General features: G+C 63.0%; 14 protein-coding genes. 8 read left to right on the forward strand and 6 right to left on the reverse strand.

The window, feature by feature from the left end; genetic code table 11:
• Positions 1–9 precede the first annotated feature (9 nt).
• The 3 genes from V9L21_RS09290 to V9L21_RS09300 are packed head-to-tail and all read right to left on the reverse strand — an operon-like array spanning position 10 to position 1,913.
• Positions 10–909: a DUF3106 domain-containing protein gene (locus V9L21_RS09290; RefSeq protein ID WP_337311160.1), complete on the reverse strand. Its 900-nt coding sequence runs from the start codon at positions 907–909 to the stop codon at positions 10–12.
• A gap of 18 nt (positions 910–927) precedes the next feature.
• Entirely contained in the window at positions 928–1,350 is a 423-nt protein-coding gene (locus V9L21_RS09295; RefSeq protein WP_337311162.1) for a DUF3619 family protein, read from the reverse strand.
• On the reverse strand, positions 1,347–1,913 hold the full coding sequence (locus V9L21_RS09300; RefSeq protein ID WP_093019119.1) for an RNA polymerase sigma factor: 567 nt from the start codon (positions 1,911–1,913) through the stop codon (positions 1,347–1,349). Before V9L21_RS09300 ends, V9L21_RS09295 begins: the two co-directional genes overlap by 4 nt.
• Positions 1,914–2,196: 283 nt before the next feature.
• Here V9L21_RS09300 and V9L21_RS09305 point away from each other — a divergent pair, with 283 nt between their 5' ends.
• From V9L21_RS09305 to V9L21_RS09340, 8 genes are all read left to right on the forward strand, one after another.
• Complete coding sequence (locus V9L21_RS09305) at positions 2,197–3,981, forward strand: acetolactate synthase 3 catalytic subunit (RefSeq protein ID WP_337311164.1); 1,785 nt, start codon at positions 2,197–2,199, stop codon at positions 3,979–3,981.
• A gap of 107 nt (positions 3,982–4,088) precedes the next feature.
• The gene (ilvN, locus tag V9L21_RS09310) at positions 4,089–4,580 is read left to right on the forward strand and encodes an acetolactate synthase small subunit (protein WP_012747479.1); all 492 of its coding nucleotides are present in this window, start codon (positions 4,089–4,091) and stop codon (positions 4,578–4,580) included.
• Positions 4,581–4,635: 55 nt separating this feature from the next.
• Positions 4,636–4,899, forward strand: a complete 264-nt coding sequence (locus tag V9L21_RS09315) for a DUF4282 domain-containing protein (RefSeq protein ID WP_157613688.1) — start codon at positions 4,636–4,638, stop codon at positions 4,897–4,899.
• Between the two features lie 53 nt (positions 4,900–4,952).
• Positions 4,953–5,969 (forward strand): ketol-acid reductoisomerase, encoded by a 1,017-nt coding sequence (gene ilvC / locus V9L21_RS09320; RefSeq protein ID WP_007834233.1) that lies wholly within the window; start codon positions 4,953–4,955, stop codon positions 5,967–5,969.
• A 182-nt stretch (positions 5,970–6,151) separates the two neighbouring features.
• Positions 6,152–6,976, forward strand: a complete 825-nt coding sequence (gene pssA, locus V9L21_RS09325) for a CDP-diacylglycerol--serine O-phosphatidyltransferase (protein ID WP_055800083.1) — start codon at positions 6,152–6,154, stop codon at positions 6,974–6,976.
• Between the two features lie 184 nt (positions 6,977–7,160).
• Positions 7,161–8,864, forward strand: coding sequence for a 2-isopropylmalate synthase (gene leuA / locus V9L21_RS09330; protein WP_337311169.1), 1,704 nt, complete (start codon positions 7,161–7,163; stop codon positions 8,862–8,864).
• 52 nt (positions 8,865–8,916) lie between these two features.
• Complete coding sequence (locus tag V9L21_RS09335) at positions 8,917–10,455, forward strand: 2-isopropylmalate synthase (protein ID WP_337311171.1); 1,539 nt, start codon at positions 8,917–8,919, stop codon at positions 10,453–10,455.
• 114 nt (positions 10,456–10,569) lie between these two features.
• Positions 10,570–11,772 carry a serine hydrolase gene (locus V9L21_RS09340; RefSeq protein WP_337311173.1) on the forward strand — a complete coding sequence of 401 codons (1,203 nt, stop codon included), beginning with the start codon at positions 10,570–10,572 and terminating at the stop codon, positions 11,770–11,772.
• 5 nt (positions 11,773–11,777) lie between these two features.
• Here V9L21_RS09340 and V9L21_RS09345 read toward each other — a convergent pair whose 3' ends face one another.
• The 3 genes from V9L21_RS09345 to aat are packed head-to-tail and all read right to left on the reverse strand — an operon-like array spanning position 11,778 to position 14,143.
• Positions 11,778–12,611 carry an IclR family transcriptional regulator gene (locus tag V9L21_RS09345; protein ID WP_337311174.1) on the reverse strand — a complete coding sequence of 278 codons (834 nt, stop codon included), beginning with the start codon at positions 12,609–12,611 and terminating at the stop codon, positions 11,778–11,780.
• 30 nt (positions 12,612–12,641) lie between these two features.
• Positions 12,642–13,391 (reverse strand): arginyltransferase, encoded by a 750-nt coding sequence (locus V9L21_RS09350; protein ID WP_337311176.1) that lies wholly within the window; start codon positions 13,389–13,391, stop codon positions 12,642–12,644.
• Positions 13,388–14,143, reverse strand: a complete 756-nt coding sequence (gene aat, locus V9L21_RS09355; RefSeq protein ID WP_337311178.1) for a leucyl/phenylalanyl-tRNA--protein transferase — start codon at positions 14,141–14,143, stop codon at positions 13,388–13,390. Before aat ends, V9L21_RS09350 begins: the two co-directional genes overlap by 4 nt.
• Between the last annotated feature and the right edge of the window lie 103 nt (positions 14,144–14,246).

The following is a 14,246-nucleotide window of genomic DNA, read 5'->3' on the forward strand; positions in this document are numbered from 1 at the left end:
AAATCTTGTTCAGGGGGGCGAGGCTTGCTCGGCCGGTCGTCCTGCGGCGGTGGAGGGTGCGGCAGAAGAGGGGTCCGGCACTTGCGCTTCGGCCGGGATGGGAGCGGACGGCGGCGAACCGGGAGCAGATGGGGGAGCGACGGTCACGGCACCCGGCATCCGCTCCGGCGGCGATGCCACCATGACAGCCGCGGGTGCGGTGACCGGCGCTGCCGCTGCAGTCGCCGACGCGGGTGGTGCCAGCAAGATACGCGGCGTGTGCTGTCCAGAGGGCGTCACTGCGGGAACCGCAACCAGCTTCTGGGCGGGAATGGGGCGCACCGGAACGGCGGCGCCGCGCGGCTTGGCAGGAGCACGCTCGGCAAGCCGGCGCTTCTCTTCTTCGCTCAGCGCCTGGTATTGCTCCCATTTGGCCTTGCGCTCGTCGGCGGGCACGCTCTTTACCTCGGCGAAGTTGAGGCGCGCCTGGGCCCGCTGCTGGTTGCTCAGTGCGGCCCATTCGATCATGCGGCTGTGCAGGGTTGTTCGGTCATCGGCCGACATGTTCGCGTAGTTGCGTGACAGTGCCAGCCATTTGCGCTTGTGCCCCGTGCTCAAGGTGTGCCAATGCGACGCGAGCGGCTGCAGCGCCTGCTGCTGCTCGGCTGTGAGCTCGCTCCAGGCCGGCTTGGTTGCCGGGGCAACTTTCGAGGCAGCGGGGTGCGATGCCGATGCTGGTCCAGTCTGCGCAGTGTCAGTAGCTGGCTTGAGCGATTCGGAGCGAGTTTGGGCGCTTGCGAGGCTCAGGCCCCCCAAGGCACTGAGACCAAAAATCGCCATGGCGAGCGCACCCGCCCAAATGATTGCGCCCGACGTTTGCGGGCGCATCAGGCGGGGTGTGGAAGCGCAGGAAACGGGAAGAGGTCGCATTCGTTCGTTCGGCAGGACTCAGTCGGAAGCGCCGTCCGATTTGAGAAACTGGGCGAACCCGGGGTCGGTGTAGGCGGCCGGGGGCAGGTCGTCCGTGAGCAGCGCCGAGTCGACATCCGCCAGTTCGCTGGCGCGGTCTTCGTCCTGCATGACGCTGATGGTGATCAGCCCGGCCACGAGCGCGATCAACGGGATCACCGAGCCGATGCGCGTCCACCAGCTGCCGCCCATCGTGGCCACATTGCCGGACCGGATGACCGTGGACGCCGCACGCAACTGGGGCGCCTGCTTGCGCATTGCGACGGCTTGCGCCCGCGCCACGCGCAGCCGCTCGCCGATGTCGTGCGACAGCTCCTGGCTGCCGGCCGACAGCCGCGCAGCCACCCGCTGGCCGAATTGATCTTCGGCGGCAAAAGAAGAGGTAGGAACCTTAGTGTTCATAGCGAAATTCCCTTGGCTTTGAGCGCTTTGCTCAAGGCGTGCACGGCCCGTGAACAGTGGGTTTTGACGCTGCCCTCGGAGCAGCCCATTGCAGCGGCCGTCTCCGCCACATCCATTTCTTCCCAGTAACGCATCAGGAAAGCCTCTCGTTGACGACCTGGCAAAGCTGCTATCTGTTCTTCGATCTCGTGAAAGACCTGGGCGCGGCGGGTCGTGTCCTCGGCGCTCTCCGTTTCCCTAGAGTCGGTCGGAGAGACGAAGTTCTCCAGAAGATCGAAATCTCCGTCGTCGCCGGCCGCTTCGAAGTCGCCCAGGTTCGAGAACAGGGCGCGCCGTGTTTTCTGCCGGCGAAACCAGTCGAGCGTGCAGTTCGAAAGAATGCGCTGGAACAGCATCGGCAGCTCTTCCGGGGGCTTGTCTCCGTAGTGCTGCGCCAGCTTCATCATGCTGTCCTGCACGATGTCGAGAGCCGCTTCCTCGTCCCGCACGTGATAAACCGAGCGCTTGAAAGCGCGCCGTTCGACGCTCTTCAGAAAGTCGGAAAGTTCTTGTTCAGTGGCCAAGCGAGAGGGGGCACCGTGGGGCGCCGCGTGGGAATGGGGTGTCTGGAAGCGCTTATGTTTTCCGCCGCGGATTATGCCTTCCTGCCTTTTCGTCGCGGTTTTCGCGCGAAGGCCGGCGCATCGATGTCATAATCCGCATTGCAAGTCAAAAGGCAAACGGGTCACGGTCCGGCGGAACATCAGTCCGCTCATGGCTTTGGCCTCAAGTCCTGGCGCGACCCCACAAGGGTTGGCAAGGGGCACCCAAGGTTTTTCGTTCCCGAAAAAACTCCAAAGGTTGATCATGGAAATCTCGAAGGCGGAACTCGCTTCCGCAGCAGCCGCGTCCTCTGGCGCCGGCAATCAAACGCAAGAGCTCATGGGCGCTGAAGTGCTGGTCAAGGCACTGCAGGCCGAAGGCGTCCAGTACATCTGGGGCTATCCGGGCGGCGCGGTTCTGTATATCTACGACGCGTTCTACAAGCAGGACACCATCCAGCACGTGCTGGTGCGCCACGAGCAGGCAGCCGTCCACGCGGCCGACGGCTATGCGCGCGCCACCGGCGAAGTGGGCGTGGCGCTGGTTACCTCCGGCCCCGGGCTGACCAATGCGGTCACCGGCATTGCCACCGCGTACATGGACTCCATCCCGATGGTGATCATCTCGGGCCAGGTACCCACCGCCGCCATCGGCCTCGATGCTTTCCAGGAGTGCGACACCGTCGGCATCACGCGCCCCATCGTGAAGCACAACTTCCTCGTCAAGGACCCGAAAGACCTGGCTCTGACGATGAAAAAGGCCTTCCACATCGCACGCAGCGGCCGTCCGGGCCCGGTGGTGGTGGACGTGCCCAAGGACGTCTCGTTCAAGAAGACTCCTTATTCAGGCTATCCCGACAAGGTCGAGATGCGCTCGTACAACCCCGTGCGCAAGGGCCACGGCGGCCAGATCCGCAAGGCGCTGAACCTGCTGCTGAACGCCAAGCGCCCGTACATCTATACGGGCGGCGGCGTGCTGCTGGGCAATGCCACCAACGAACTGCGCACGCTGGTGGACATGCTCGGCTATCCGGTCACCAACACGCTGATGGGCCTGGGCGCCTACCCGGCGAGCGACCGCAAGTTCCTGGGCATGCTGGGCATGCACGGCACCATCGAAGCTAACAACGCGATGCAGAACTGCGACGTGCTGCTGGCCGTGGGAGCGCGCTTCGACGACCGCGTGATCGGCAACCCGAAGCACTTTGCGATGAACGATCGCAAGATCATCCACGTCGACATCGACCCCTCGAGCATCTCCAAGCGCGTGAAGGTCGACATTCCGATCGTCGGCGATGTGAAGGACGTGCTCACCGAACTGATCTCGATGATCCGCGAGAGCACCACCAAGCCCGACGCCGGCGCGCTGTCCGACTGGTGGAAGACCATCGAGGCCTGGCGCTCGCGCGACTGCCTCAAGTACGACCGCGACAACAAGGACGTCATCAAGCCGCAGTACGTGGTCGAAACCCTCTGGAACATGACCAAGGACGCCGACGCGTACATCACGTCGGACGTCGGCCAGCACCAGATGTGGGCCGCGCAGTACTACCGCTTCGACGAGCCGCGCCGCTGGATCAATTCGGGTGGCCTGGGCACCATGGGCGTCGGTATTCCGTACGCGATGGGCATCAAGCTCGCCAAGCCCGATTCGGAAGTGTTCACCATCACCGGCGAAGGCTCGGTGCAGATGTGCATCCAGGAACTCTCCACCTGCCTGCAATACAACACGCCGATCAAGATCTGCTCGCTCAACAACCGCTACCTGGGCATGGTGCGCCAGTGGCAGGAGATCGAATACTCCGGCCGCTACAGCCACAGCTACATGGATGCGCTCCCCAATTTCGTGAAGCTTGCCGAGGCCTACGGCCACGTCGGCATGCTGATCGAGCGTCCACAAGACGTGGAGCCGGCGCTGCGTGAAGCGCGCAAGCTCAAGGACCGCACCGTGTTCATGGATTTCCGTACCGACCCCACCGAGAACGTGTTCCCGATGGTCAAGGCCGGCATGGGCATCACCGAAATGCTGTTGGGCTCCGAAGATCTCTGATCGTCGGCGCATTCGCTCTTAACTTTACTGACGACGAATCTATTGCCCGCCAAGCCCGCGCATTACCGTGCGTGGGGGAGGGCGGCGAAAAGAGGAGTCGCGCAAACATGAAACACATCATTGCAGTGCTGCTGGAAAACGAGCCCGGTGCTCTTTCCCGCGTGGTGGGCCTTTTCTCGGCCCGCGGCTACAACATCGAATCGCTGACCGTCGCGCCGACCGAAGACGCCAGTCTTTCGCGCATGACCATCGTCACCGCCGGCTCCGACGACGTGATCGAGCAGATCACCAAGCACCTGAACCGGCTGATCGAAGTGGTCAAGGTCGTCGACCTGACCGAAGGCGCCTATACCGAGCGCGAACTCATGATGGTCAAGGTGCGCGCCGTGGGCAAGGAGCGCGAAGAAATGATGCGCATGGCCGAGATCTTTCGCGGCCGCATCATCGACGTTACCGACAAGAGCTACACCATCGAACTCACCGGCGACCACGGCAAGAACGATGCTTTCTTGGAAGCAATCGACCGTAGCGCTATCCTCGAGACTGTCCGCACCGGTGCCAGCGGCATCGGGCGCGGCGAGCGCATCCTGCGCGTGTAGGGGGTGAAGATCCCCTCAGTTCCAATGTTCTAAACCAACACATGAGGAGAAGGTAATGCAAGATTTGCTGGGTTTCGAGAAGATGGTGACACCGATCATCATTCGGATTCTGTACTTCCTCGGGTTGCTGGGCGTGCTCGCCGCAACGGTCGTTTCGTTGTTCCAGGGGCGCTTCCTCGCTGCCATCGGCATCCTCGTTTTCGGCGCGATCATGGTTCGCGTCTACAGCGAACTGCTGATCCTGCTGTTCCGCATTCACGACAACCTCGTGTCGATCAACCATCAAATGAAGGACCGGAATCCCTCCGGCCAACTGTGAGTGAAAGCACCCCCGCCCTGGGGGTGCCAGAGATTAAATAGGAAAGACGCATCATGAAGGTTTACTACGACAAGGACGCCGACCTCAGCCTCATCAAGGGCAAGACGGTCGCAATCATCGGTTACGGGTCGCAAGGTCACGCGCACGCGCAAAACCTGAACGACAGCGGCGTCAAGGTCGTGGTCGGCCTGCGCAAGGGCGGCGCTTCGTGGGACAAGGTCGGCAAGGCCGGCCTGCAGGTTGCCGAAGTGGCCGACGCGGTGAAAGCCGCCGACGTCGTCATGATCCTGCTGCCCGACGAGCAGATTGCCAACGTCTACAAGAACGACGTGGCCCCGCACATCAAGGAAGGCGCTTCGCTCGTCTTCGCGCACGGCTTCAACGTGCACTACGGTTTTGTGCAGCCGCGCGCCGACCTCGACGTGTGGATGGTCGCTCCCAAGGCCCCCGGCCACACCGTTCGCAGCACCTACACGCAAGGCGGCGGCGTGCCCCACCTCGTGGCCGTGCACCAGGACAAGACCGGCAAGGCGCGTGACCTCGCGCTGAGCTACGCCACCGCCAACGGCGGCGGCAAGGCTGGCATCATCGAGACCAACTTCCGCGAAGAAACCGAAACCGACCTGTTCGGCGAGCAAGCGGTTCTGTGCGGCGGCACGGTCGAGCTGATCAAGGCTGGCTTCGAAACGCTGGTGGAAGCCGGCTATGCGCCCGAGATGGCGTATTTCGAATGCCTGCACGAGCTCAAGCTGATCGTCGACCTGATCTATGAAGGCGGCATCGCCAACATGAACTACTCGATCTCGAACAACGCCGAATACGGCGAATACGTTACGGGCCCGCGCATCGTGACCGACGAGACGAAGAAGGTCATGAAGCAAGTGCTGCGCGACATCCAGACGGGCGAATACGCCAAGAGCTTCGTGCTCGAAGCCGCTGCCGGCCAGCCCGCGCTGATCAGCCGCCGTCGCCTGAACGCAGAGCACCAGATCGAAGTCGTCGGTGAAAAGCTGCGCGCGATGATGCCCTGGATCAAGAAGAACAAGCTGGTCGACCAGACCCGCAACTGATCCACAAATGAAATGGGCGCCGCGGCGCCTGTTTCCCGAGGGCCACCCGCTGGGGTGGCCTTTTTCATGTGGGGCGCACCGTGCCCCTGAACTACACTGCGAACCCATGCGATTCACAGATCAAGATGCTATCGAATGGGTAGCTGCTCGCGCAGTGCCCATGAGGGACGGAGGCAAACTCAATGCATGACGACACGGTTCCCGACGAAGTGCCGCCGCGCAAGCGCCGCAAGGGCATCTACATCCTGCCGAACCTGTTCACGCTGGCCGCGCTGTTCGGCGGCTTCTATTCGGTTGTGATGGCAATGAACGGGCGCTTCGATCTTGCGGCGCTCGGCGTGTTTGCCGCCATGATTCTCGACAGCCTGGACGGCCGCGTGGCCCGCATGACCAACACGCAAAGCGCGTTCGGCGAGCAGATGGATTCGCTGTCCGACATGGTGTCTTTCGGTGCGGCGCCCGCGCTCATTGCGTACGAATGGTCGCTCAAGGGCCTGGGCCGCTGGGGCTGGATTGCGGCCTTTGTGTATTGCGCCTGCGCGGCACTGCGGCTCGCACGCTTCAACGTGAACACCGGCGTGGTCGACAAGCGCTGGTTCCAAGGGCTTCCATCGCCGGCCGCGGCCGCGCTGGTGGCCGGGTTCATCTGGCTCATGACCGAATGGGGCAAGCGGGGCGGCGAGGTGCTGTACCTCTCGTGGACGCAGATCACGTGGATCACCTTCGCGTTCACGCTTTATGCGGGTCTTTCGATGGTCACCAACGCGCCGTTCTACAGCTTCAAGGACGTGCAGATGAAAAAGAGCGTGCCGTTCGTGGTGATCGTGCTGATTGCCTTGGGCATTGCGGTCATCAACATCCACCCGCCCACGGTGCTGTTCGGATTGTTCGTGGCCTATGGACTGAGCGGCTATGTGGTCTATGCGTGGCGCAAGGCCAAGGGGCAGCAGGCCAGCGTGATCAGCACCTCGACCGAAGAGCCCGACGAGCGGGGCTTGCATAACTGACCGCGGCTTGTGCTACATTCGCAATCCTCATGACCAAGATTTCGCTGCTGGCCCTACTAGCCCTCCCTCACGGGCGGAGACGGTAGCGCACGCGCAAATCCCTCACCACGGCCCGTTCGCACCAGCAACGGGCCGTTTGTTTTTGGGGTTGCTGGTTGATTCCCAACCATCCAGAGAAATCGACATGCTCAAGCAACCTCAAGCCAAATACCGCGCATTCGCCCCGATCGGCCTCAAGGACCGTACCTGGCCCGATGCCGTGCTGACCAAGGCGCCCATCTGGCTGTCGACGGACCTGCGCGATGGCAACCAGGCATTGGTCGAGCCGATGGACATTGCGCGCAAGATGCGCATGTTCGAGACACTCGTGGCCATCGGTTTCAAGGAGATCGAAGTCGGCTTTCCTTCTGCTTCGCAAGTCGAATTCGACTTCGTGCGCAAGCTCATCGAGGAAGACCGCATTCCCGACGACGTGACGATCCAGGTGCTGACGCAGGCGCGCGACCACCTCATTGCGCGCACCTTCGAATCGCTGCAAGGCGCGCCGCGTGCCATCGTTCACCTCTACAACGCGGTAGCCCCCGTGATGCGCCGCGTGGTGCTCGGCATGGACGAAGACCAGATCGTCGAGCTGGCCAGCAGCCACGCGCGCATGTTCAACGAATTTGCCGCGAAGCAGCCCGCAACGAAGTGGACCTTCCAGTATTCGCCCGAAATGTTCTCGGGCACCGATGTCGTGTTTTCCAAGCGCGTGGTCGATGCGGTCACCGAAGTCTGGGCGCCGACGCCCGAGCGCAAGTGCATCGTCAACCTGCCCACCACGGTCGAGCATTCCACGCCGAACATCTTTGCCGACATGATCGAGTGGATGCACCGCAATCTTGCGCGCCGCGACTCCATCGTGCTGTGCGTGCACCCGCACAACGACCGCGGCACCGGCACCGCAGCCGGTGAGTTGGCGCTGATGGCCGGTGCCGAGCGCATCGAAGGCTGCCTCTTCGGCAATGGTGAGCGCACCGGCAACCTCGACCTCGTGAACGTTGCGCTCAACCTCTACACGCAAGGCGTTTCGCCGGAGCTGGACTTCTCCAACATCGACGAGATCCGCGCGACGGTGGAGCACTGCAACCAGATCCCGGTGCATCCGCGCCACCCGTATGTGGGCGATCTCGTCTACACCTCGTTCTCGGGGTCGCACCAGGACGCCATCAAGAAAGCCTTTGCAGCGCGCAAGGAAGGTGACATCTGGGACATGCCGTACCTGCCCATCGACCCCAAGGACGTGGGCCGCAGCTACGAGGCCGTGATTCGCGTCAACAGTCAGTCGGGCAAGGGCGGCATGGCCTACCTGCTCGAAAGCGAATACGGCATCGAGATGCCGCGCCGCCTGCAGATGGAGTTCATGCAGACCGTGCAGCGCGTGATGGACGTGGCCGGCAAGGAACTCACCGCGGCTGACCTCTGGCAGCTGTTCGTTCGCGAATACGGCATCGAGGCTGCGCATTCGCTGCAGCACCGCGTGCTCGAGGAAGAAGGCGAGGGCACCAATGCTTCGGTGGTGCTGCGCGGCAACCTGCCGTGGGACGGTGAAATCCGCGCCATCGAAGGCCGCGGCAACGGGCCGATCGATGCCTTCACCCAGGCGCTGAGCAAGGCCACCGGCCACACTGTTCGCGTGATGGACTACCACCAGCATGCGATTGGCGCGGGCGCCGATGCCAGGTCCGTGGCGTACCTCGAACTGCGCGTGGACGAGGCCCAGACGCTGTTCGGCGTGGGCATCGATGCGGACGTAATCTCGGCTTCGCTCAAGGCCATTGTCTCGGGCGTGCAGCGCGCACGCACCCGGGGCGCGCACAGCGCACAATCGGTGGTTGAAGTCGCCTGAAGCTGTCCGCCGCCGTACGCGCAAGGTGCAAACGAACATAAGGAATTCCACGATGACCGACCAACTCATTATTTTCGACACCACCTTGCGTGACGGCGAGCAATCGCCCGGCGCCTCAATGACGCGCGACGAGAAGCTGCGCATCGCCAAGCAGCTCGAGCGACTCAAGGTCGACGTCATCGAGGCCGGTTTTCCGGCCAGCTCGAACGGCGACTTCGAAGCGGTCAAGGCCATTGCCAACGCCATCAAGGATTCGACGATTTGCGGCCTCTCGCGAGCCAACGATCGCGACATTTCGCGTGCGGCCGAAGCGCTCAAGGGCGCGGCGCGCGGGCGCATCCACACCTTCATCGCAACGTCGCCGCTTCATATGGAAAAGAAGCTGCGCATGTCGCCGGACGAAGTGCATGAGCAAGCCAGGCTTGCCGTGCGCTTTGCGCGCAACCTCATGGGAGACGTGGAGTTCAGCCCCGAAGACGGCTACCGGAGCGACCCGGACTTTCTCTGCCGTGTGCTCGAAACCGTGATCAACGAGGGCGCCACCACCATCAACGTGCCCGACACCGTGGGCTATGCCATTCCCGAGCTCTACGGCAACTTCATCAAGATGCTGCGTGAGCGCGTGCCCAACAGCGACAAGGCCATCTGGTCGGTGCATTGCCACAACGACCTCGGCATGGCCGTGGCCAACTCGCTGGCGGGCGTGAAGATCGGCGGCGCACGCCAAGTCGAGTGCACCATCAATGGCCTGGGCGAGCGCGCGGGCAACTGCTCGCTCGAAGAAATCGTCATGGCCGTGAAGACCCGCAAGGACTACTTCGGGCTCGAACTGAATGTCGACACCCGCCACATCGTGGCCGCGAGCCGCATGGTGAGCCAGACCACGGGCTTCGTGGTGCAGCCCAACAAGGCCGTGGTGGGAGCCAACGCCTTTGCGCATGCCTCGGGCATTCACCAGGACGGCGTGCTCAAGGCACGCGACACCTACGAAATCATGCGGGCCGAAGACGTGGGCTGGACGGCCAACAAGATCGTGCTGGGCAAGCTCAGCGGGCGCAACGCGTTCAAGCAGCGCCTCCAGGACCTGGGCGTGACGATGGGCAGCGAAGCCGACATCAATGCCGCCTTCCTGCGCTTCAAGGAACTGGCCGACCGCAAGTCGGAGATTTTCGACGAGGACATCCTCGCGCTCGTCAGCGCCGAAGAATTGGCGCACGTTGATGAACAGTTTGCTTTTGTGTCGCTTTCCCAGCACAGCGAAACCGGCGAACGCCCCCAGGCCAAGGTCGTCTTTACCGTTCAGGGCAAGGAGGTCACGGGCGAATCCGACGGCAATGGCCCGGTTGATGCTTCTCTGAAGGCCATTGAATCGCTTGTCAAGAGCGGCGCCGAGATGGTGCTTTACTCGGTTAATGCGATTAGTGGCTCGACAGAAAGCCAAGGAGAAGTTACAGTTCGGTTACAAAATGCAGGGCGGGTAGTGAATGGAGTAGGCGCGGACCCCGACATCGTGGTCGCATCGGCCAAGGCTTATTTGAGTGCTCTCAATAAGTTACAGAGCCAAGCTGAGAGAGTGGCGGCACAAGGTTAGTTTTACGAGTGATCCTTGGATTCGAGTGAAGAAAAGGACGCAAGTAACTGATATTGCGTGCCTTTTTTGATTTCGATACACTGCGGTTCTCATTTTGCCGCTGGAGATTTATTAATGCCCGAAACCCGCCCCCGCCGAGTTTCCAGCCAGCGGTTCTTGCCCGCAGTCAAATTCGTCGCCGTCGCGCTCTGCGCCACGGCGTTTTTGCTGTCCGGTGCACAGGCCGCCAAGAAGGAAAAAACAACTGCCGCCAAGACGTCCACGGCCAAGAAGGCCGCAGGACCCGTGCCAGTGGAAGTCAAGCGTTCGGCCAAGGCGCCGCGCGCTGCCGTGGTCGCCAAGCGCGGCGGCAAAGCCGACCGAAGCGAAAAAGTCGTTCGTGGCGGCCGCAACGTGGTGGCCTCCATTCGCCAAAAGAACGGCAAGACCGTGGTTGCCGTGCAACGCCGCTCGGTCGTTCGTGTCGAAACGCCGGCACGTCAGTCGTTTGGCCAACTGGCCGGCTTGCACGGAACCGAAGACGTGCTCGACCTGAAGTCGAGCGTTGCGCTGGTGATCGACCAGGACACGCACGAAGTGCTGTTCAGCAAGAACGATCATGCGGTGCTCCCGATTGCATCGCTCACCAAGCTGATGACCGGCTTGCTGATCAGCGAAGCCCATCTTCCCAACGACGAACTGATCACCATCACCCAGGACGACGTGGACACCGAAAAGGGCAGCCGTTCGCGCCTTACCGTGGGTACCACGCTGTCGCGTGGCGAGCTTCTGCACCTGGCCCTGATGTCGAGCGAAAACCGCGCCGCGCATGCGCTGGGCCGCACCTATCCGGGTGGCCTTGCGACCTTCGTGAGCATCATGAACGCCAAGGCAAAGATGCTCGGCATGAAGGACACGCGCTACGTGGAGCCCACCGGCCTCTCGAGCCGCAACCAGTCGAGCGCGCAAGACCTGGCGCTGCTCGTCAATGCTGCCTATTCCGACGCCACCGTGCGCTCGCTGTCGACTTCGCCTGAATACCAAGTCGAGGTGGGCAACCGCGTGCTGCAGTTCAACACCACCAACCGTCTCGTGAAGAGCCCGGACTGGGAAATCGGCGTGCAGAAAACCGGCTACATCTCCGAAGCCGGCCAGTGCCTCGTGATGCAGGCCAAGGTGGCCGGGCGCAAGCTCATCATGGTGTTCCTGGACTCGGCCGGCAAGTACAGCCGCATTGCCGATGCGGAGCGGGTTCGCCGCTGGGTCGAGGCAGCGCATGCATCCACCGGCTCGCCGGCAGCCTCGCGCAGCAACGCGGCCTACCAGGTCGCCGGCTGAACGACTCAGGCAGCGGCTGAAGAGCCGTTGCCGCTTGCGCCTGGAGCTGCAGACGCCGAGGCGACGTCCTTGTAGCCCAGCGCTCCTGAAATTTCATTGGCCGTAGCCTGCAGCTTGGGCAGCCAGCCCTCGTCCAGCCGGTCCGCCGGAGCGGAAATCGACAGCCCCGCCACCAATTTGCCCTGGTCGTCGTAAATGCCGGCGGCCATGCATCGCACCCCCAGCTCCAGCTCTTCGTTGTCGCGTGCAATACCGTATTGGCGGGCCTTCGACAGCTCGCGCTCCAAGGCGGGCAGTTGGGTAATGCTGTTGCGCGTGTGGCCGGCCAGGCCGGTTCGCGTGGCATAGCTGCGCACGCGCTGCGGATCGTCCGCCGCCAGGAAGAGCTTGCCGGTCGAGGTCAGGTGCAGGGCGGCCCGCCCGCCGATGGCGCGCACCACCTGCATGCCCGAACGCTCGCTGTATGAGCGCTCGATATAGACGATTTCGTCGCCTTGCCGCATGCTGAGGTTCACCGGCTGCTGCGTGAGCTTGTGCAGCTCGCGCATCGGCCCCAGGGCGGCGTCGCGCACGTTGAGCCGGCCCTTGACGAGGTTGCCGAGCTCCAGCAACCGCATGCCAAGCCGGTAGCTGCCTGCCTCGGGCCGGTCGACGAAGCGGCCAACCGCCAGGTCGTTGAGGATTCGGTGCGTGGTGGAGGGGTGCAGCCCGGTCTTCTCGCTGATTTCCTTCAGCGAAATTGCCTCCTCGCGGGAGGCGAGCACGTCGATGAGCGCGAACATGCGCTCGATCACCTGGATGACTGGAACGGCAGGAACGTCGGATTGATTTTTTCTCATGGCGCGATGCGGTGTGGACCGAGCGCCATTTTACCTTGTGAAATCGCTTGGCGCCTGCCAGTGTCCGTCGATCAGCAGTTCATGAGGGCTGAAGCGCGCCTTGTAGTTCATCTTGGCGCTGCCCTCGATCCAGTAGCCAAGGTAGACATGCGGCAAGCCGAGTTTCCGGGCCTGCTCGATCTGCCACAGCACGCTGTAGGTGCCGTAGCCCGCGCTGTCGTCCGGCTCGTAGAAGGTATAGACGGCCGAAATGCCGTCGTTCAGCACGTCGAGTATCGACACCATCTTCAACGCGCCCGCGCTGCCGTCGGGCAGCGTCTCGCGGAACTCGACCAGCCGCGAATTGACCCGGCTCTGCAGCAGGAACTGCGTGTACTGGTCGATGCTGTCGTGGTCCATGCCGCCGCCGGCGTGGCGGCCATTCTGGTAGCGAAGATAGAGCTGGTAGTGCTCGGGCACGAAGCACAGTTTGAGCACGCGCGCGTGCAGGTTGTTGTGCTGCTTCACGGCCCGGCGCTGGCTGCGGGTGGGATGAAAGCTGTTGACCAGCACCCGCAGCGGGATGCAGGCGCGGCAGCCGTCGCAATAGGGCCTGTAGGTGAACATTCCGCTGCGCCGGAAACCGCTGAGCACCAGGTCGGAGTAGGCGTCGTTGTGAATCAGGTGGCTGGGCGTGGCCACCTGCGACCGGGCCTGGCGGTCGGGCAGATAGCTGCAGGGGTAGGGCGCCGTCGCGTAGAACTGCAGCGTGTGAAGCGGAAGATCCTTGAGGTGCGTCACGTCGATTGAGAAGGCCGCGTGGAAAGGAGTTCTGTCCAGTATACGGGCTCGAAATGCCACTGTGGACCCTCTTGGCGGCGGGCATTGGCCACATGCGCCACGAAAGCGCCGCGGGACATTTCGCGCGCTCCCAGGCTCGCCAGGTGGGCGGTGTTCTGCTGGCAATCGATCATCTTCACCTGGAACCGGCGGCACAGGCACACCAGCGCCGCCAGCGCGATCTTCGAGGCGTCCGGGCGGCGCGTGAACATCGATTCGCCGAACACCGCGCGCCCGAGCGCCACGCAGTAGAGCCCGCCCGCAAGCTCGCCGTCGATCCACGTTTCCACGCTGTGCGCGTGGCCCGCCCGATGCAGCGCCTGGTAGGCCTTCACCATGTCCGGCACGATCCACGTGCCCGACTGCCCCACGCGCGGCGATTGCGAGCAGGCCTTGATGACCGACGCGAAATCGTGGTCGATGCGCACTTCGCAGCCCGGCGCCTCTGCAAACCGCGCCAGGGTCTTGCGCAGCGACCGGTGGAGCTTGAAGTCGGCCACCTGCAGCACCATGCGCGGGTCCGGGCTCCACCAGAGAATCGGCTGGTCTTCGCTGAACCACGGAAATACGCAGCGGCCATAGGCCTGCGTCAGGGTATCGACATCGAGCGCGCCGCCGGCTGCGAGCAGGCCGGGCACGGGATCGGTTTCGCCCCATGCGGATGCGGGGTCGGGCAGTGCGTCGCCGGGTTCGAGCCAGGGCAGTTGTTGCATGCCGTAGGTATACACGGCTTCATAGCGAGCTTCATCCGGATGGGTGAAAATGGCCGTTCTTCAGCGGTTCGCAAACGATTGCGGCCTGCGAGACACAGGCCCC

Source organism: Variovorax sp. CCNWLW235, from assembly GCF_037204085.1.
Classification (GTDB): Bacteria; Pseudomonadota; Gammaproteobacteria; order Burkholderiales; family Burkholderiaceae_C; genus Variovorax.

Coding starts and splice junctions, on each gene's coding strand:
- V9L21_RS09290 (WP_337311160.1), bottom strand. CDS start 909: ATGCGACCTCTTCCCGTTTCCTGCGCTTCCACACCCCGCCTGATGCGC.
- V9L21_RS09295 (WP_337311162.1), bottom strand. CDS start 1,350: ATGAACACTAAGGTTCCTACCTCTTCTTTTGCCGCCGAAGATCAATTC.
- V9L21_RS09305 (WP_337311164.1), top strand. CDS start 2,197: ATGGAAATCTCGAAGGCGGAACTCGCTTCCGCAGCAGCCGCGTCCTCT.
- ilvN (WP_012747479.1), top strand. CDS start 4,089: ATGAAACACATCATTGCAGTGCTGCTGGAAAACGAGCCCGGTGCTCTT.
- V9L21_RS09315 (WP_157613688.1), top strand. CDS start 4,636: ATGCAAGATTTGCTGGGTTTCGAGAAGATGGTGACACCGATCATCATT.
- ilvC (WP_007834233.1), top strand. CDS start 4,953: ATGAAGGTTTACTACGACAAGGACGCCGACCTCAGCCTCATCAAGGGC.
- pssA (WP_055800083.1), top strand. CDS start 6,152: ATGCATGACGACACGGTTCCCGACGAAGTGCCGCCGCGCAAGCGCCGC.
- leuA (WP_337311169.1), top strand. CDS start 7,161: ATGCTCAAGCAACCTCAAGCCAAATACCGCGCATTCGCCCCGATCGGC.
- V9L21_RS09335 (WP_337311171.1), top strand. CDS start 8,917: ATGACCGACCAACTCATTATTTTCGACACCACCTTGCGTGACGGCGAG.
- V9L21_RS09340 (WP_337311173.1), top strand. CDS start 10,570: ATGCCCGAAACCCGCCCCCGCCGAGTTTCCAGCCAGCGGTTCTTGCCC.
- V9L21_RS09345 (WP_337311174.1), bottom strand. CDS start 12,611: ATGAGAAAAAATCAATCCGACGTTCCTGCCGTTCCAGTCATCCAGGTG.
- aat (WP_337311178.1), bottom strand. CDS start 14,143: ATGCAACAACTGCCCTGGCTCGAACCCGGCGACGCACTGCCCGACCCC.